15 protein-coding genes are annotated in these 18,544 nt (G+C 46.1%); 9 read left to right on the top strand and 6 right to left on the bottom strand.

The features are described 5' to 3' along the window. Window positions 1–59: 59 nt before the first annotated feature. Genes R8O10_RS09090 through R8O10_RS09110 form a run of 5 tightly spaced genes read right to left on the bottom strand, consistent with a single transcriptional unit; the run spans window position 60 to window position 4,693 of the window. Window positions 60–1,838, bottom strand: a complete 1,779-nt coding sequence (locus R8O10_RS09090; protein WP_318191317.1) for a bifunctional molybdopterin-guanine dinucleotide biosynthesis adaptor protein MobB/molybdopterin molybdotransferase MoeA — start codon at window positions 1,836–1,838, stop codon at window positions 60–62. Next, a complete protein-coding gene (gene mobA / locus R8O10_RS09095) occupies window positions 1,835–2,422 on the bottom strand; it encodes a molybdenum cofactor guanylyltransferase MobA (protein ID WP_005389527.1) in 588 nt (195 codons plus the stop codon). The genes R8O10_RS09090 and mobA overlap by 4 nt, the downstream gene beginning before the upstream one ends. Beyond that, a complete protein-coding gene (locus R8O10_RS09100; RefSeq protein ID WP_025766658.1) occupies window positions 2,400–3,119 on the bottom strand; it encodes an energy-coupling factor ABC transporter ATP-binding protein in 720 nt (239 codons plus the stop codon). Before R8O10_RS09100 ends, mobA begins: the two co-directional genes overlap by 23 nt. Window positions 3,120–3,169: 50 nt before the next feature. Beyond that, window positions 3,170–3,868, bottom strand: a complete 699-nt coding sequence (locus R8O10_RS09105) for an ABC transporter permease (protein ID WP_005389524.1) — start codon at window positions 3,866–3,868, stop codon at window positions 3,170–3,172. 6 nt (window positions 3,869–3,874) lie between these two features. Beyond that, complete coding sequence (locus R8O10_RS09110; protein WP_005389522.1) at window positions 3,875–4,693, bottom strand: substrate-binding domain-containing protein; 819 nt, start codon at window positions 4,691–4,693, stop codon at window positions 3,875–3,877. A 334-nt stretch (window positions 4,694–5,027) separates the two neighbouring features. Between R8O10_RS09110 and R8O10_RS09115 the strand changes: the two genes are divergently transcribed. The 3 genes from R8O10_RS09115 (at window position 5,028) to R8O10_RS09125 (ending at window position 10,317) form a co-directional block, all read left to right on the top strand. Beyond that, window positions 5,028–6,479, top strand: a complete 1,452-nt coding sequence (locus tag R8O10_RS09115) for a sigma-54-dependent transcriptional regulator (RefSeq protein WP_064353911.1) — start codon at window positions 5,028–5,030, stop codon at window positions 6,477–6,479. Beyond that, window positions 6,469–8,508: a cache domain-containing protein gene (locus R8O10_RS09120; RefSeq protein WP_005377562.1), complete on the top strand. Its 2,040-nt coding sequence runs from the start codon at window positions 6,469–6,471 to the stop codon at window positions 8,506–8,508. The genes R8O10_RS09115 and R8O10_RS09120 overlap by 11 nt, the downstream gene beginning before the upstream one ends. Before the next feature lie 216 nt (window positions 8,509–8,724). Continuing rightward, window positions 8,725–10,317, top strand: coding sequence for an ABC-F family ATPase (locus tag R8O10_RS09125; RefSeq protein ID WP_318191318.1), 1,593 nt, complete (start codon window positions 8,725–8,727; stop codon window positions 10,315–10,317). 240 nt (window positions 10,318–10,557) lie between these two features. Here the strand turns inward: R8O10_RS09125 and R8O10_RS09130 are convergent, their stop codons facing one another. After that, a complete protein-coding gene (locus tag R8O10_RS09130) occupies window positions 10,558–11,382 on the bottom strand; it encodes a formate dehydrogenase accessory sulfurtransferase FdhD (protein WP_017820681.1) in 825 nt (274 codons plus the stop codon). 322 nt (window positions 11,383–11,704) lie between these two features. Here R8O10_RS09130 and R8O10_RS09135 point away from each other — a divergent pair, with 322 nt between their 5' ends. The 6 genes from R8O10_RS09135 (at window position 11,705) to R8O10_RS09160 (ending at window position 18,534) form a co-directional block, all read left to right on the top strand. After that, window positions 11,705–12,169 carry a DUF3305 domain-containing protein gene (locus tag R8O10_RS09135; protein WP_017634910.1) on the top strand — a complete coding sequence of 155 codons (465 nt, stop codon included), beginning with the start codon at window positions 11,705–11,707 and terminating at the stop codon, window positions 12,167–12,169. Then, entirely contained in the window at window positions 12,159–12,788 is a 630-nt protein-coding gene (locus R8O10_RS09140; protein WP_318191319.1) for a DUF3306 domain-containing protein, read from the top strand. Before R8O10_RS09135 ends, R8O10_RS09140 begins: the two co-directional genes overlap by 11 nt. Before the next feature lie 308 nt (window positions 12,789–13,096). Continuing rightward, window positions 13,097–14,758, top strand: coding sequence for a 4Fe-4S dicluster domain-containing protein (locus tag R8O10_RS09145; RefSeq protein WP_318191320.1), 1,662 nt, complete (start codon window positions 13,097–13,099; stop codon window positions 14,756–14,758). A 9-nt stretch (window positions 14,759–14,767) separates the two neighbouring features. Next, the gene (locus R8O10_RS09150; protein WP_005377544.1) at window positions 14,768–15,394 is read left to right on the top strand and encodes a molecular chaperone; all 627 of its coding nucleotides are present in this window, start codon (window positions 14,768–14,770) and stop codon (window positions 15,392–15,394) included. Window positions 15,395–15,467: 73 nt separating this feature from the next. After that, the gene (locus tag R8O10_RS09155) at window positions 15,468–15,668 is read left to right on the top strand and encodes a twin-arginine translocation signal domain-containing protein (protein ID WP_005377542.1); all 201 of its coding nucleotides are present in this window, start codon (window positions 15,468–15,470) and stop codon (window positions 15,666–15,668) included. A gap of 10 nt (window positions 15,669–15,678) precedes the next feature. After that, window positions 15,679–18,534 carry a formate dehydrogenase subunit alpha gene (locus R8O10_RS09160; RefSeq protein ID WP_172563266.1) on the top strand — a complete coding sequence of 952 codons (2,856 nt, stop codon included), beginning with the start codon at window positions 15,679–15,681 and terminating at the stop codon, window positions 18,532–18,534. Window positions 18,535–18,544 lie beyond the last annotated feature (10 nt).

The raw sequence follows: 18,544 nt of genomic DNA on the forward strand, positions 1-18,544 counted from the left end.
GGTTTCTGTATATTAAACAAAAAGGCCAGACTCGCTGACCTTTGAATTTCTAGTTTGAGCTAGATTCTGCCTTGAAGTGGGATAATTGTCACGCTTTCTCCCGCTTTTACTGTATCAATAGCTGGGGAGATTTCGATCAAACAGTTTGCCTCACTCATTGAGCGTAAAATACCAGAGCCTTGCTTGCCTGTTGTACGAACGGTTAAACGGCCAGTTGCATCCAGTTCATAGACGCCACGGCTAAACTCGGTACGACCTTGGCGAGAGCGAAGGTTTTCAGTCGCGATGGCATTCACTTTCAGAGGCTTCCAGCCTTGTTCGCCTTGCATCTTACGCAGTGCAGGCTCAACAAAGTTGATGAATGAAACCATCACGGCAACAGGGTTGCCCGGCAGACCAAAGAACGGCTTGTTGTTGATTTGACCAAACGCTAATGGACGTCCCGGACGCATGTTGATTCGCCAAAAATCGATTTGACCAAGTTTATCCAAGGCAAGTTTGATGTAATCCGCATCACCAACGGATACGCCACCAGAAGTCATAACCACGTCCGCTTGCGCCGATGCGTTTTCCAATGCTTCAATCATTAACTGTTCGTTGTCTTCCAGAATACCGAAGTCTAAGATCTCGCAGCCGAGCTTTTCAAGCATGCCCATGATGGTAAAACGGTTGGAATCGTAGATAGAATTCGCTTTTTGCTCCGTTCCCGGCGCTTGTACTTCGTCACCGGTGGAGAACACGGCAACTTTCAATTTTCGGAGTACATTCGCTTCACCAAAGCCAAGCGAAGCGATCATGCCCATTTCTGGAGAGGCGAGGCGAGTGCCTGCGGTAAAGACGTCACTGCCGATAGCGAGATCTTCACCTGCTTGACGAACGTTTTGGCCTGCTTTGATATTCGCACCGTTAAAAGTGACCTTGTCACCTTCTTGAATGGCTTGCTCACGCATGACCACTGTATCGCCGTTACGTGGTGTTGGTGCGCCAGTCATGATCTTAACTGCTTGACCAACTTCCAGAGGCTGATCGTAAGCATGGCCCGCCATCACTTCAGCAACCACTTGGTAGCTATCACGGTCAACATCATCACTGCGGATGGCATAACCGTCCATCGCGGAGTTGGTGTATTGCGGCACATTTACTGGTGAAACGATATGTTCCGCAAGAACGCGGCCATAGGCGTTTTCAATCTTGCATGCTTCTATTTCCGAAACCGTGTTCACCAAAGAAAGGATTTTCTCTTGGCCTTGAACCACAGAAAGGAAAGCAGGAGAAAGTGCGTCGCAACATGCGGCTTCTTTCTCTTTGTTTTTTGGCGCTTTCGCTTCTTGAACGTATTGAAGAACAAATTGAGCGATGGCATCCAAATCATTGATGTTCATTTGAGGGAGCTCAGAATCTAACTCCGCACTGTCGGAAGCGATAGCAATGATGTTTTCATCGTTTGGATAAAGCCAAGGTTTACCCACTTCTTCACGATGCAATTCAATTTTAGGAAACGCGATGTTTTTGCAGCCTTCGACCAAAACAACATCAAGCATGTCTTCATCAAAACGTGTTAATAGGTATTCAAACTCCGCTTCGGCTTCTGGCGTTTCTGTCATTAACGCAAAACGGTTGCGAGAAGCAATCAGCATTTGAGATGCGCCAGCTTTGCGTAAACGGTAGCTGTCTTTACCCGGCTTATCGACATCGAAGTTGTGGTGCGCATGTTTTAGCATGCCAATGCGTAAACCTGCTTCGGTCAGCTTTGGCAATAGGGCTTCAAGTAGCGTGGTTTTGCCTGTGCCTGAATAAGCTGCAAAACCAAGAATAGGAATGTTTAGCGTGTGTTTCATGATTCTAATTGTCCAAATTGCGCCAGTTCTTCCGGAGTGTTCAAGTTGACGAAACAGTTTGGTGAGTCGCTAAAGTCAACGTAACTGGTGTTGCACTCTTTGTAGAGCAGAATGATTTTGCGGTCGCCACGTTCTAAAAACGCGGTGAGTTTTGGCAGTACGCGCTTGTGGTAGAGCGTAAAAACAGGTTGCTGATGGTCACCATCATGCGCGACCAAAATATCGCTGTCTTCTTTGACGGCCTGGCAGAAACGCTCGACAAGGTCGGTGTTAATTTGTGGACTATCGCAAGGTACAAATCCGACCCAGTCGGTTTCAGAATGCATCAAACCCGCGTGAATACCGCCCATAGGCCCAGGGAAATCTTTGAATTGATCACTAAATACGAAACCAAATTTGCTGTACGCATCTTGGTTTCGGTTGGCATTAATTAAAATGCGTGGAGTTTGTGGAGATAAACGTTCAATAACGTGCTCGATGAGTGGCTTCTGATTTAACTCAATCAGACCTTTATCTTTTCCACCCATACGGCTGGCTTGGCCACCAGCCAAAATGACCCAACTAGTTTGTGTTGGTTGAAGCATATGCATTCTCTTGGGATGTTTCTTTTGGTATGACATACAACAGAGGAGACTCTATCAAAGTCTTGTCTTTAATCCACCACTGTTTTTTACATAAGTCGGTCAGTGCGTTGGCCTGATGGCTTGTCACCACGATACTGGAACCACGATCCAAAAGATCTTTCGCCATCACCACCAATCGTTCAATGGATTCTTGGTCTAAAGACGCACTTGGCTCATCCATCAACAAAATCGACGGTTTTAAGATCCAAGCCCTTGCCATGGCAACGCGCTGTTTTTCACCGCCGGACAACACGGAAATATGTTCGTCCGCTAAGGTTTCTAAACCTACCATGCGCAGCGCGTGAATAACTTGAGCTCGCTTATCTTTTTGCGTGTCTTGTTGATATTTCACTCCATAGACTACGTTTTCATATACAGTGCCGTCAAAAAGGTAAGGGGATTGGTGGAGATAAATCACATCGACACGACCATTGCGACGCGTCAGTCTTTTTAGCCACGTATCTTTTGGCGCAACAACATCACCAGTAGAGGGTTTGAGCAAGCCAGCAAGGATTTTGAGTAGGGTAGTTTTGCCCACACCATTGTCACCCTTGAGATAAATGGCATCATTTGGGCCGATGGCTAACTCAGGGATGTGGAAAAGCACACGCTCTTTAAAGCGCATGGATAACTGTTCGGCGGTGATTTTTATAGTCATAATTCGCCTCGACATGGGGTTAATGGTGAGTCGTTTGTTTGCTTCATGTTCTATGTTCTGAGGTAGCCTTTGCCTCTCATGCTTGATAAGAAGAAGTTTAGAGCCAACGCTAAAGATAGTAATACAATTCCTAATGCAACTCCTTGCGCAAAAGCACCTTTACTGCTTTCCATTGCGATAGCCGTGGGAATATTTCGCGTCACGCCCATAATGTTCCCACCAACCATCATTGAGCAGCCCACCTCGGTCACGATACGTGAAAACCCTGCAATGATAGCCGCAAGTAGAGGAAAGCGGGTTTCCCAAATCATCGTAGCTGCCAAGCGCGGAATGGAGACGCCCAGCGTGATGGCAGTTTCCACTGCACGACGGTCGCTAGATTGTAATGCACCATGCATCATCGATACCAAAACAGGGAAGCAGATCACCATTTGGCCGAAGATCATTGCCTTCTGAGTGAACAGCATTTGCCAGTCTCCCCAAGGGCCAGCACGCGACAGCAACATGTACAGCAACAGGCCAATCACCACGGTAGGGACCGCTTGCAGCGTATTTACGATCGACAACAAAAACCATTTACCGCGAAAGTCGGTATACGCCAGTACAAAGGACATCAAAATAGCCGGCAATACCACTAGGGATATTGCCGTAATAGAAACACTAAAGGAGACCGCAACGATCTCCCATAGGTCTGCATCAAAATTCACCAGTAAGCGAAGCGCTTCCAGTGTTGTATCAGCAAGATTCATATTGCGTTATTTGCTCTCAGCATTCGCAACAAACAGTTGTTTACCGTTTAGGCGGAAACCATTGATAAGTTCCTGTCCGCGAGGGTTTACCAACCAATCACTGAATGCCTTCGCACCTTGGTAGTTAATCGTTGGGTAACGCTCAGGGTTAACAAGAATAACTTGGTACGGGTTAAACAGTTTTTCATCGCCTTGGAACAGAATTTCTAGATCCAATTTGTTTTGGTAAGCCAGCCATGTGCCGCGATCCGTCATGGTGTAGCCTTGCATTTCAGACGCCATGTTTAGAGTTGGGCCCATACCTTGACCTACGCTACGGTAGCCACCAAAGTTCGGTTCGATTTTAGTTTGAGCCCAAAAGCCCATTTCTTTTTTGTGCGTACCAGAATCATCGCCGCGAGAGATGAACGTTGCGTTTTTGTTTGCGATCTCTTTGAATACATCTAACACGCCTTCGTCATTTTTGATTGTTGCTGGGTCAGCTTTCGGGCCTACAATCACAAAGTCGTTGTACATCAGCTTGCGAGGCAAGACGCCGTAGCCTTTCTCAACAAATGCGCCTTCAGCTTTTGGTGCATGTGTCATCACCAAATCTACGTCACCGTTTTCGCCCATTTTTAAGGCTTTACCAGTACCTGCAGCAATAACATCGACTTTGTAGCCCGTGTCTTTTTCAAATTGTGGAAGTAGGTAATCAAGTAAACCTGAATGGTAAGTACTGGTTGTGGTTGCAAGGCGAACGTGTTCTCCGTCTTGAGCAGAAAACGCAGAGTAACTTACAAGCGTGATTGACGTTGCAGCCAGAGTTAGCGCAATTTTTTTCATTTTTATGTGTTCCTTTCCAATGATTCTTTGGAATCTCTCCAGGTTTTAGGGAGAAGCCTTTTTGGACGAGAGCGATTAGCGTAATACGCAAGTTGTCTCAGGGTGTTGGAATAAGCAAACATCAACATCCTTAGATCACTTAAATGCGCTCCGTATCCACCTTATAGCAAACAAGATGCCAACCTTTTACAAGCTTAAAGTGCTTGGTTTATGCACTAAATCATGGGGTTATTTGCATAAAAGTTTGCGTTGGTACAAAATGTCGCACTTTTTGTAGGGTATCTCTGTTTAAACTTGGTACACTCTGTCCCATCGAAATCCATCTGGGGTAAATATGTCTACTCAATCCCATCTTAGTACAAACCAACAATATAGCGCCTTTTCCGTACTGGTCGTCGATGATGAATTAGGCATGCAAGCCATCTTGAAAAAGGCATTGGGTAAGCTTTTTTCACATGTCGATACAGCTGGTAGCATCGAAGAAGCAGAACAACTGCGTAATTCTCGACATTATGATCTGATCTTACTGGATATTAATCTGCCAGGGCGTTCTGGAATTGAGTGGGAAGAAGCGTTTGAAGATGATGACAAACGTGCCGATGTGATTTTTATGACGGGTTATGCGGATTTAGAAATTGCCATTCGAGCGCTACAGCTCGGTGCTTCCGACTTTATCCTCAAACCATTCAACCTTGAGCAGATGTTAAAAGCGGTCAGTCGCTGTATGGATCGCCGTTTGAACGAACGCATGCAGTACGCCATGACACGCGATTACCAACGTCACAATACCTCAGAGATCATCGGCGGCTCAGAAAAAACGCGTCTGCTTAAGCAACTTATTAACCAATTTGCACCATCACGTGCTTCTGTTTTGGTGGAAGGTGAGTCGGGTACGGGTAAAGAGCTAGTTGCACGAGGTATCCACCAGGCGAGTGGGCGAACGGGCCCGTTTGTGCCAATCAACTGCGGTGCGATTGCACCAGAGCTTTTAGAAAGTGAGTTATTTGGTCATACATCGGGCGCGTTTACCGGTGCAAAAAAATCGCGTGAAGGTTTGTTCCGTGTTGCGAACGGTGGCACCTTATTTCTTGACGAAATCGGGGAGATGCCACTTGCAATGCAGGCATCATTATTACGCGTGTTAGAGCAGCGTACGATTCGCCCTGTCGGTTCAGAAAGAGAGATCAGTATTGATGTCCGTATCGTAGCGGCAACCAACCGAAACCTGCAAGAAGAGGTCAATCAAGGTAATTTCCGCAGTGACCTCTATTACCGTTTAAACGTTCTGAAAATTGAAGTGTGTCCGCTGCGAGAGCGCAAAACCGACTTATTTGAGTTGGTGCCATTTTTCAGCAATATGCTGACGCGCGAGCTCGGTATGCCTGCGCCCAAATGGGCTCACGAGGATATGGAAGCCATGAGTGAGTACGATTGGCCGGGAAACATTCGTGAGCTGAAAAACTTGATTGAGCGTTGTATCTTGCTTGGCAAACCACCTGCACACTATTGGCGAGAGCTGAATGGCGGGCATTCACTGCCTAATGTATCGATTACTGTTTCTCACTCTGCTGAGTTACCAACCTTTAGAGAAGGCAAAGAATTTACTGGCGAAGGCTATCCAAACAGCTGGACGTTAAAAGAAGTCGAGAAAGCACATATTAAACAAGTCGTTAACTTGCATGAAGGCAATAAGTCTGCTGCTGCTCGTGACTTGGGCGTAGCTCGCAAGACCTTAGAACGTAAGTACAAAGAATGGGATTCTGAGGGTGAGGAATATGCCGACTAACGGCCCACAGCACAAAGGATTGTCAAAATGGACGCACCGTTTTAAAACCATGGTGCGTTATCGCTTGTTATTCTTAACCTCTGCGCCGATTTTCCTCACATTGTTAGCTCTGATCGGCATTACCATTTATTGGTCTATTCATTACACGTGGCAAAATGCGCTGCTTGATGTCTCGGAACGTCTTGGTGTTGCAAATAACAGTGTAACGTTGTTACAGCAAAAGCAAGCCAATTACGTGCGGGCGTTTGCCGATTCGTACGATTTCCGTATTCGCATTAATCAAGGAACGCCACAAGGTGACCTGCAAAAGTGGGTCACAGAGCAGAAGAAAAGATATGCTTTAGATTTTCTCTCTTTCCAACGCGTTAATTCCATGGAAAACAAATTCCGCTTTATGGATCTCACCAAGCGCGAATCGTTTTTTGATGTACTTAATAAAGAAGAACTCGAACGCCTCGATCCTGAACTCGCCAAACGAGCAGAAGTGCCTATTCTTGCTGATGGTGACAGGGAGGCGCGTGGGTTAGTCAGTCGAACCGTGATTCCGGTATACAGCCAAGCGAACGATTTGATCGGCTTTCTTGATGGTGGTTTGCTCCTTAACAACAGCACAGTGCTGGTGGATCAAATCCGCGATCTCATTTACTTAAGTGATAATGACCGCCTTCGCCCTGTGGGTACGTTGACGGTATTTCTCGATGATTTGCGTGTGAGCACCAACGTTCCTTTAGACAGCGATCATAGACTAGGGCGCGCCATAGGCACTCGCGTGAGCGCCGAAGTGTATAACCAAGTACTTTCTAAGGGTGAACAGTGGGTTGATCGCGCTTATGTGTATGACGCTTGGTATATTACGGCGTATCAACCAATCAAAGACCAATACGACAATGTTATTGGTATGCTTTATACCGGTTACCTCATGTGGCCATTCGTTAAAGCCTACATGACGAACATTGCCGAAATCAGCTTGATTACGGTTATGTTATTGCTGGTTTCCGGCGTGATGGTATATCGCGGTTCTTATGATCTGTTTCGACCGATCGAACGCATTCACAAAGTGGTGAAGCAGGTCCAACAAGGTAAAGAAAAACGGATTGGTCCGTTAGGATTAGATGCCGATCATGAACTTGCGCAGTTAGCCAGACAGTTTGATGATATGTTAGACGCGCTGGAAGAGCGCAAAATTGAACTGAAAAACTCCGCAGCTCAACTTGAATGCAAAGTTCAAGAGCGTACGGCAAGCCTGAGAGAAAAAACCCAAGATCTTGAACTGCATATTCAATTGCTCAACCAAACCCGCGACAAACTCGTTGTTCATGAAAAACTGGCAGCACTGGGAGAACTCACCGCGGGGATTGCTCACGAAATTAATAACCCAACCGCCGTGATTCTTGGCAACGTAGAATTGATCCATTTTGAATTGGGTGACGATGCAAGTCGAGTACAAGAAGAAATTGATGCGATTCACGCGCAAATTGATCGTATCCGCAATATCACACGCAGTTTATTGCAATACAGTCGCCAAGGCGGTGTTCAAGATGAAATCACTTGGCAACATGTCAATCCTATCATTGATGAAAGCATCACCTTGGTTAAAACTGGCACCAAGAAACGCGACGTTGAGTTTGTGACTGACCTACAAGCGCATACGTCCGTTGAGATAAACCGTCACCACTTGCTACAAATCTTAGTTAATTTGCAAATGAACGCCATTCACGCAATGAGCGGTAAAGGAACATTAACAGTAGTCAGTGAAGACTGGATTGAAGAGGGCGAAGTGAAAGGAGCCGCGATTCATGTTATCGATGAGGGCTGCGGTATTAAACCAGAAAACTTGAGTCGAATCTTCTCGCCATTTTACACAACTAAACGAGAAGGCACAGGGTTAGGGCTATCGGTCTCCCAAAGTATTCTCAGCCAAACGGGTGGTGAGTTAAAAGCAGAGTCTGAATGGGGAAAAGGCAGTAAATTCAGTATTTATTTACCTAAAAAAGCCGAACTGATCCTAGAGGTGACGAACATCGCTTAGTCACTTTTTTGAAGTATTAATGGAAAAAGAGCCACTGACGATAGTGGCTCTTTTTTGTATTTAATGACGCATTTATGTTTGCGCTTTTGCTTCTTAGAAACCTTACAATGATTTTACTTGGAGTGAATTAATAAAAACAACACTTGCAGTATGTAGCATGAACAAGTACCGTTGCCCGGTTTTTCTAAATACACCCCAATTGCTAAGGTAAAGGTTTTGATCTCCACAGCGAATATTACTCAACAATTCGGCGCTAAGCCGCTATTCGAAAACATTTCAGTTAAGTTCGGCGAAGGCAATCGCTATGGCTTAATTGGAGCTAACGGTTGTGGTAAATCAACCTTTATGAAGATCCTCAGCGGCGAGCTTGAGCAAACCAGTGGTAACGTAAGCTACGATCCAAACGAGCGCGTTGCAAAACTGAACCAGGACCAGTTCGCTTACGAAGAATTTACGGTAATCGATACCGTTATCATGGGTCATAAAGAGCTATGGGAAGTGAAGAAAGAGCGTGACCGTATCTACTCACTTGCTGAAATGAGTGAAGAAGACGGCATGAAAGTGGCTGACCTAGAAGTTCAGTTTGCGGAAATGGACGGCTACATGGCAGAAGCCAAAGCGGGCGAACTTCTTCTTGCGGTGGGTATTCCAATGGAGCAGCACTTCGGTCTAATGAGTGAAGTAGCACCAGGCTGGAAACTTCGTGTGCTTCTAGCGCAGGTTCTATTCGCAGACCCAGATGTGATGCTTCTTGACGAACCAACCAACAACTTGGATATGGACACTATCCGTTGGTTGGAAGACACGCTAAACGCACGTAACTGCACAATGATCATCATCTCGCACGACCGTCACTTCCTAAACTCAGTATGTACGCACATGGCTGATTTGGATTACGGTGAGCTACGTGTTTACCCAGGTAACTACGATGAGTACATGACTGCGGCTTCTCAAGCTCGCGAACGTCTACTAAACGACAACGCGAAGAAGAAAGCACAAATCGCTGAGCTACAAACGTTCGTTGCTCGTTTCTCTGCAAACGCATCGAAAGCAAAACAAGCGACATCTCGTGCTAAGCAAATCGACAAGATCAAACTGGATGAAGTTAAAGCGTCTAGCCGTCAAAACCCATTCATTCGTTTCGAACAGTCGAAAGAGCTGTTCCGTAACGCTCTGATTGTTGAAAACCTAAGCCAAGGATTCGAAGAGGACTTGTTCTCAGACTTCAATGCAATTTTTGAAGTGGGTGAGCGCGTTGCGATCATCGGTGAGAACGGTGTGGGTAAAACAACACTTCTAAACACGCTTGCTGGTGTGCTTGAACCGCGTGCGGGTGAGTACAAATGGTCTGAAAACTCAAACATCGGTTACTACGCGCAAGACCACGCGCATGACTTTGCAGAAGACATGAACCTAACGGATTGGATGGGTCAATGGCGTCAAGAAGGTGATGACGAGCAAGTCGTTCGTGGTTTCCTAGGTCGTATGCTGTTTGGCCAAGACGACATTAAGAAGTCAGTAAAAGTACTGTCTGGTGGTGAACAAGGTCGTATGCTGCTTGGCAAGCTGATGATGCAAAAGCCAAACATGTTGCTAATGGACGAACCAACCAACCACATGGATATGGAATCGATCGAATCTTTGAACACTGCGCTTGAGCAATACAAAGGCACGTTGTTCTTCGTATCTCACGACCGTGTATTCGTAGACTCACTAGCAACGCGTATTATCGAAATCCGCGATGGTAAAATCACAGACTTTAAAGGCACTTACTCTGAGTTCCTAAAATCTCGTGGTGTTGACGCGTAATTACTCGCAAAGCGTTTAAAAAGCAAAAGCCTCGCTATTTAGCGAGGCTTTTTTGATATTTGGCCTTAATCCTTAAACTGACCGGTTATATACGCATAGAGCCCGACCACGCCAAAGGTAATAATCATAGAAAGCATGATACCGCTGGGCGTAAGCAGAAAATTCCACAATTGGTCATTATTCATAGTCCACATCCTCTGTGAATCCGCATTATTGGTTTTAGTTTACACTGAAAAGGTGTTATTGGTTGCCTTTTACATCAAATTCAACCTTGTCGGCTCCTGTAAACACTTGGAAGCGCAAACCTTTCGCACGCGCAATGGTTGTAATACCAAATTGCTTCGCTAGATCTAACCCCATTTGAGTAACGCCAGAGCGAGAAAGCAGAACAGGAATGCCCATTTGAGCCACTTTAATCACCATCTCTGATGTAAGGCGACCAGTTGTGTAGAAAATTTTATCTTCACCTGTTTCTTCTTTGAGCCACATCTCACCTGCAAGTGTATCCACTGCGTTGTGACGGCCGACATCTTCCACAAATGACAACACTTCATTACCTTTGCAAACCGCACAGCCGTGTACTGCGCCCGCTTTTTTGTAGGTGTCGTTGTAATGAGTTAACGCTTCCAGCGCAGAATAAATTTCTGACTGCTTAAGAGGAACTTGAGGCACTTGATAATTTTCAAGCTGCTTCATCACGTTGCCATACATAGTGCCTTGGCCACAACCTGAGGTGACGGTTTTCTTTTTCAGGGCGCCTTCTAAGTGTTCAGTGTTTTCTTTAGTAATCACCGCTGCGGAATGCGTTTCCCAGTCAATAATAACGGATTCAATCGCGGCTGGGTCGGACAGGAAGCTTTGGTTTTTTAAATAACCCAGTACTAGTGCTTCTGGACGCGAACCTAGCGTCATGAGCGTGACCACTTCTTTCCAGTTCAGCATGACCGTAAGAGGACGCTCGCACGCGATTTGCTTTGTCAGTTTTTCGCCGTACTCGTCGTACACATCGACTTCAATGGTTTGCAGGGGATTTTCACTGGTTTTAATAATGTTTGGTTTCAGCACAGTCGTGTCCTAGTGATTAAGAGCGTTAGGTTGCTACGCATTTTAGCTTGTTAAGTGGCTAGCAAATCTCATTCCAAAATAGCGGTTCCCACAGAAATTGCGAGGTTTATGTCAACAATGCATTAAAACTGCGAGTTCGCAGTAATGACACATCAATACATTTGAGTTTCGTCTAGTTTGGTACTTATAGCCTGAGGGAGTATATAGACTAAGTTATATCAGCTTGGCGCGTTTATTGCTTCGAAGACAATAAAAATGGTCGAAAACGGGGGCAAAATGTCCTGTGTGTTTTCAGACCAAAAATAGAAAGACTGGGTGAGTTATGTCGGATAAGAAAGATTTCGAAAAAAATTACGAAAAGACTGAGGATACATGGCCAATCGGCGTAGAGCTTGTTGAGCATGAGATCAGTACAGGGATTTGGGTGACAACCCAATGGCAGTTGACAGGATTTGCGCTGAATCCGACGGAAGAGACTCCAGATGTTTGTCCGTTGCAATTACATAAAGATGAACGTACAGACTACCGCTTTAACTTAAGCTCTCTGCAACCTAAACTCTTTTTAGTGATGGATAACGTCGAGTCTGGTGAAAAACCAGCGATACAGTTACTGACGGCTTCACAATCTGTTGCGGCGCAATATATGGATGGTGATAACCTTGTACTATCTAACGATATGCCGTTAGCCGTTCAGGCTTGGATGGAAGCCTTTATCGGTCGCCACGGTGAGTTGTTAGAAGTAAGACGTAAGAAACGCAAAGGAGCGGGCAGAGCAAATGGCAACTAGTTTTTTAAGCCGTTGGTCGAAATGTAAGTTAGAAGAATCTTCCCAACATGATGAAGAGATCACGCCGATAGCAGAGACGGCGCAATCCGAAGATAATGTCACAGCGCTTTCAAACGCTGACGAAAGCTCAGATGCTTTGAACATCGATGAGGATAGTCAGGCTCCAGACATTACCGCGAGTGTAGAGACTGAAAAAACCGAAGAAATGTCTGTGGCGCAACTGCTGGTTTCTGAAGCTTCAGAAAGCGTTAAGAAAGCCGCGCTGCGCAAAATGTTCTTGTCCGAAGAATTTAACGTGCGTGACGGCCTAGATGATTACGATGATGATTACAGTAACTTAAAGTCACTTTCTCAAGACGTCGCTGAGACGCTGCGTGATTGGGTTAAAGACAAAGTGGAAGACGAACCAGACGCTGAAACTGCGCAAGGGTCTGAGCTTAATGTTAACGATATCGCATCTGAGGTAGTTGAAGACGCAGAGTCAAACACCGACAAAAATGCCCAAATTACTCAAGATGAAAATGAACTGTATATAAATACAGTGCTTGGCGAAAGTGATACTTTTGCTGAAGAATCACCGCCTAACGAGGTGAGACAAAATATACCACACAAAGAATAGGTACATTTTGACTAAACACTCAATGAGCCGGCTGAGACAAAATGTCTCAACCGGTTTTTTTATCCCTACTATTTGTCAGTAAAATTGATAACCTATTGATTTTTAGTTGATATTTTATTGGCATGACACTTGCTATCTGTTGCTCAATACCAATCTGGTTGAAGTTAGTACGGACGCACTGCGTAGTATTCATCGCCTATAGATGGCGGAATAAGAATGCTCATTGATAAGTTAATCAGCAGAATCTCCGGCGCTAACTACACTAAGAGATGGAAAAGACTATCCATGTTCATAAATGGAATTGAGCAATGCTGAAACAATTATTAGAACAAGCAACTTCCAATAACGGTAAAGCGAGGCTGTACGCTTTCGAAAATACCGTAGAGTTGACCAATCTTATTCCACCAACCGTAAGCTATGAAAGCGGCGGTAATACTTTGATTGTGGGCCCAACAGCAATCATCGAAAGTGCGGCAGCGCAATTGTCGCAAATGAACAGCCTAACGCTGCTTTCTACCGATGGCGAAAAGGGCACAAATTCCGAGCTTTATTACGCCAATTCGGTTCAGGTTTCAGGGTTCTTAGGTACGTTTGAAGTTCTGATTGAAAATCATGGTTCGACCAACAATCTTGCCAAGGTCGCGATCAATAGCGATTGTTTCGATATCGTACTCGATCTTTGCCTTAACAGCTGCATGTCGGAAGAAGTCCCAGTACCGGGCTACTACCCAGTAGGTCGTGGCTATCCGAAACTGGCTGAAGCGTTGGAAGAGATTCCAACCTTAATGGGGACGTTCGATAAACCGAAATTCTTCCGTTTAGATACCGATTTATGTGCACACAGCTCTCGTGGCGTAAAAGGTTGCGAACGGTGTGTGGATGCTTGTCCGGCAGGGGCACTATCGAGTGAAGGCAGCGACAAAACGGGCCATCGCATCGAGATCAACCCATACCTATGTCAAGGCGTGGGTACTTGTGCTACAGCGTGTCCGACAGAAGCGATTCATTACGCACTGCCAAACCCTGAAGATACGCAAAAGTTTATTGAACGTACGCTCGCCAACTATGAGCAAGCGGGTGGTTTAGATCCTATCGTATTGATTTGCAGTTCTCGCCACGAGAGCTACAACGTGATGGCACTAAAAGCACTGCCAGATAATGTGATTCCAATTGTGGTGGAAGAACTGCCTTCGGTTGGTATTGATACTTGGTTCGCCGCGCTTGTGAATGGTGCTACTCAGGTGCTGTTTGCGGCTTCACGTTTTATGCCTCAAACCATTATTCGTGTGCTTAATAGCGAAGTAGGTATTGCTCAAGAGCTGCTCGGTCAGCTTGGTATCGCCAAAGAAACCATCGACATTCTGTATCTAGAGTCACTACGTGAAGGTGCTCCGACACTTTGTACCGAGTCTTTTGATTTGGCATTAGGAGACTTGCAAGGCAACAAACGTCAGCGTCTATTTACGGCGTTGGATGCGTTGTCCGCATCACGTATTCCAGTTGAGAACATTGTTGAACTTCCAGCGAACGCACCTTACGGCACAGTCTCTTGTGAAAGTAAAGATTGTACGTTGTGTATGAGCTGTGTGGCGGTGTGTCCAACACGTGCATTGCATACGGACGGTCGATCTCCGTCACTTAAATTCGTCGAGCAAGACTGCATTCAATGTGGGCTGTGCGAGAAAGCGTGTCCAGAGAAAGTGCTGACGCTTACTCCTCGTATGAACTGGGTGAAAGAAGAGCGCCAAAAAGCGGTTGTGATTCACGAAGAGAAAGCAGCGGAATGTATTCGCTGTCATAAGCCATTCGCACCTCAGTCTATGATCGACATGCTACAAAACAAGTTACGCGGTCACTCTCATTTCTCTGATGAAGCGGCGATCAATCGTATCGCGATGTGTGAAGACTGCCGTGTGATCGACATGTTTGAGTCGATGGCAGAAGACCCAATGAAACAACTGAAATACTAGGAGCTCGCAGTGGACACACAACAAGAACAAACACTGAGAACAGACATTTATCTCGTACTATCTGCACTTTTTCGTAGTGCGCCTAGTGATGAAATGCTGGCGTTCCTGAAATCGCTAGAAATTGAACCGTCTGAGAGCGCGATGCAAAAAGCTTGGCTCGCACTGCAACAAGCCGCGAACGAAACGCAGCGAGAAGCGTTAGAAGAAGAATATCAAGATCTGTTTATTGGCATTGGACGTGGTGAAGTTGTGCCATTCGGATCTTGGCATCGCACTGGCTCGATGATGGAAAAACCGTTAGCGGAAATTCGTCGCGATTTGGATCTTTTAGGCATCGAACGAGAAGAGAACGTGAAAGAGCCTGAAGACCATATTTCTGCACTGTGCGAAGTGATGGCAATGCTGACAGGTGAAGAGGAAGAACTTCAGCAAGCGGTGTTTAACAAACACATCGCCCCTTGGTTCCAATCTTTTACGCGCCAACTAGAGAGCGCAGAAAGCGTGAACTTCTACAAGCCAGCTGCACAGCTTTGCGATGCGTTTTTAACGTTAGAGCAAGTGCGCTTTAGCGTGAACACCAAAAGCAGTAAGAACAAATTAAAAATTGATGTGAAAAACGTCACTGATTACGAGTAATCGAGCAGTACTTGGTCATATCGATAGAGAGGCATGAGTCTCCAAAGATCTACCGTAAGGTAAGGAAGCAATGATGAAAGATAATAAAGAAATAAACACAAGCCGTAGGGATCTCCTAAAAGGCTTCACAACCGCTGCCGTTGCCGGTGCTGTTGTTGCGGGAACCACGAAAGTGGCCGTTGCTTCAGAAACGGTTGAGCCTTCTGAAAACGACGTGAAGAAGAAAGGGTATCGTGAAACTCAACACATTCGCGATTACTACGACACACTTTAGGAGATAACGGATGAAACTTGTCAAACGCTCCGACAGTGTGAGCAAAGAAACGAATCAGCTTGGCGTATCTCGTCGTGCATTCATGAAAAACACTTCGCTTGCCGCTGGTGGCGCAGTGGTTGGTGCTAGTCTATTCGCACCGGGAATGATGAAAAAAGCGCAAGCAAAATCAGTCGATCCAGAAGCGAAAACAGAAATAAAACGTACTATCTGTTCTCACTGTTCAGTGGGTTGTGGTATTTACGCAGAAGTTCAAAATGGTGTTTGGACGGGTCAAGAGCCTGCATTCGACCACCCATTTAACGCCGGTGGACACTGTGCAAAAGGCGCCGCACTGCGTGAACATGGCCACGGTGAGCGCCGTCTTAAATACCCAATGAAGCTTGAAAACGGTAAGTGGAAAAAGCTTTCTTGGGATCAAGCGATCGAAGAAATCGGTAACAAGGTGATGGACATCCGCAAAGAGTCCGGTCCTGATTCGGTTTACTTCTTGGGGAGCGCAAAGCACAGCAACGAACAAGCGTACTTGTTCCGAAAAATGGCATCACTTTGGGGTACGAACAACGTTGACCACCAAGCGCGTATTTGTCACTCAACAACCGTGGCGGGTGTAGCAAACACTTGGGGTTACGGTGCGATGACCAACTCTTTCAATGACATGCACAACTGTAAGTCGATGCTGTTCATTGGTTCAAACCCAGCTGAAGCACACCCAGTGGCGATGCAGCACATTCTGATCGCGAAAGAGAAGAACAACTGTAAGATCGTCGTAGCGGATCCTCGTCGTACACGTACGGCAGCAAAATCGGATCACTATGTATCACTTCGTCCTGGTTCTGACGTAGCATTCATTTGGGGTGTGTTGTGGCACATCTTCGAAAACCAATGGGAAGATAAAGAGTTCATCCGTCAACGTGTATTCGGTATGGATGAAATCCGTGCTGAAGTAGCGAAATGGACGCCAGCAGAAGTTGAGCGCGTAACAGGCGTAAGCGAAGAAGACGTTTACCAAACAGCAAAACTGCTTTCTGAAAATCGCCCGGGCTGTATTGTTTGGTGTATGGGTGGTACTCAGCATACTACTGGTAACAACAACACACGCGCTTACTGTGTGCTTGAGCTAGCGCTTGGTAACATTGGTAAATCAGGCGGCGGTGCAAACATCTTCCGTGGTCACGATAACGTACAAGGCGCAACCGACCTTGGCGTACTTTCTGACACGCTGCCTGGCTACTACGGCCTTTCTGAAGGCGCTTGGCGTCATTGGTCAAAAGTGTGGGAAATCGATTACGAATGGATCAAAGGTCGTTTCGATGACAACGCTTACAGCGGTCAGAAACCAATGCACAGTGCAGGTATTCCTGTATCTCGTTGGGTTGATGGTGTACTGGAGAACAAAGACAACATTCGTCAGCGCGAAAACATCCGTGCAATGTTCTACTGGGGACACGCAGTGAACTCTCAAACACGTGGTGTTGAGATGAAAAAAGCGATGCAGAAGTTGGACATGATGGTGATTGTGGACCCTTACCCAACGGTTGCTGCGGTAATGAACGACCGTACCGACGGCGTTTACCTGCTTCCTGCAACAACACAGTTTGAAACACACGGCAGCGTTACCGCATCTAACCGTTCTCTACAATGGCGTGAGCAGGTGATTGAACCTTTGTTTGAATCAAAACCAGACCACGAAATCATGTACCTGCTTTCGAAGAAACTGGGCTATTCCGATCTTCTGTTCAAAAACATCCGTGTTGAAAACAACCAGCCGGTGATTGAAGACCTAACGCGTGAATTCAACAAAGGCATGTGGACGATTGGTTACACAGGCCAAAGCCCAGAGCGTTTGAAAGCGCACCAACAAAACTGGCATACGTTCCACAAAACCACATTGGAAGCGGAAGGTGGCCCTGTCAACGGTGAAACCTACGGTCTACCTTGGCCATGTTGGGGTACACCAGAAATGAAACACCCAGGCACGCACATTCTGTACGATACGTCTAAGACGGTTGCAGAAGGTGGCGGTAACTTCCGTACGCGCTTTGGTGTGGAATTTGAAGGCAAGAGCCTACTTGCTGAAGACAGCTATTCGAAGGGCTGTGAAATCAAAGACGGTTACCCAGAGTTCACTGACAAGTTGTTGAAACAACTTGGTTGGTGGGACGATCTAACTGCTGAAGAGAAAGTGGCAGCAGAGGGTAAAAACTGGAAGACTGACCTTTCTGGCGGTATTCAGCGTGTCGCGATCAAGCACGGTTGTATTCCATTTGGTAACGCGAAAGCGCGTGCGATTGTTTGGACGTTCCCAGACCGTGTGCCACTGCATCGTGAACCACTTTACACACCACGTCGTGACCTTGTAACGGATTACCCAACTTGGGAAGACAAAGATGCAATCTTCCGTGTTCCTACGTTGTATAAATCCATTCAAGAGCAAGACAAATCGGGCGAGTACCCAATCGTCCTGACTTCTGGCCGTCTGGTTGAATACGAAGGTGGTGGTGAAGAGACGCGTTCAAACCCTTGGCTTGCCGAGCTTCAACAAGAAATGTTTGTTGAAGTGAACCCGAAAGACGCAAACGATCTTGGCTTTAGAGATGGTGATGATGTTTGGGTTGAAGGTGCAGAGAAAGGACGAATCAAGGTGAAAGCGATGGTAACACGTCGTGTGAAACCTGGTTTGGCGTTCATTCCGTTCCACTTTGGCGGTAAGTTCGAAGGTGAAGACCTACGCCCTAAATACCCAGAAGGTACACAACCTTACGTTGTTGGCGAATCGGCTAACACGGCAACCACTTACGGTTACGACCCGGTTACCTTGATGCAGGAAACCAAAGTAACCCTATGTAACATTCGTAAAGCGTAAGGAGTCTGAC

Source organism: Vibrio sp. 1727, assembly GCF_033344415.1.
Lineage (GTDB): Bacteria > Pseudomonadota > Gammaproteobacteria > Enterobacterales > Vibrionaceae > Vibrio > Vibrio alginolyticus.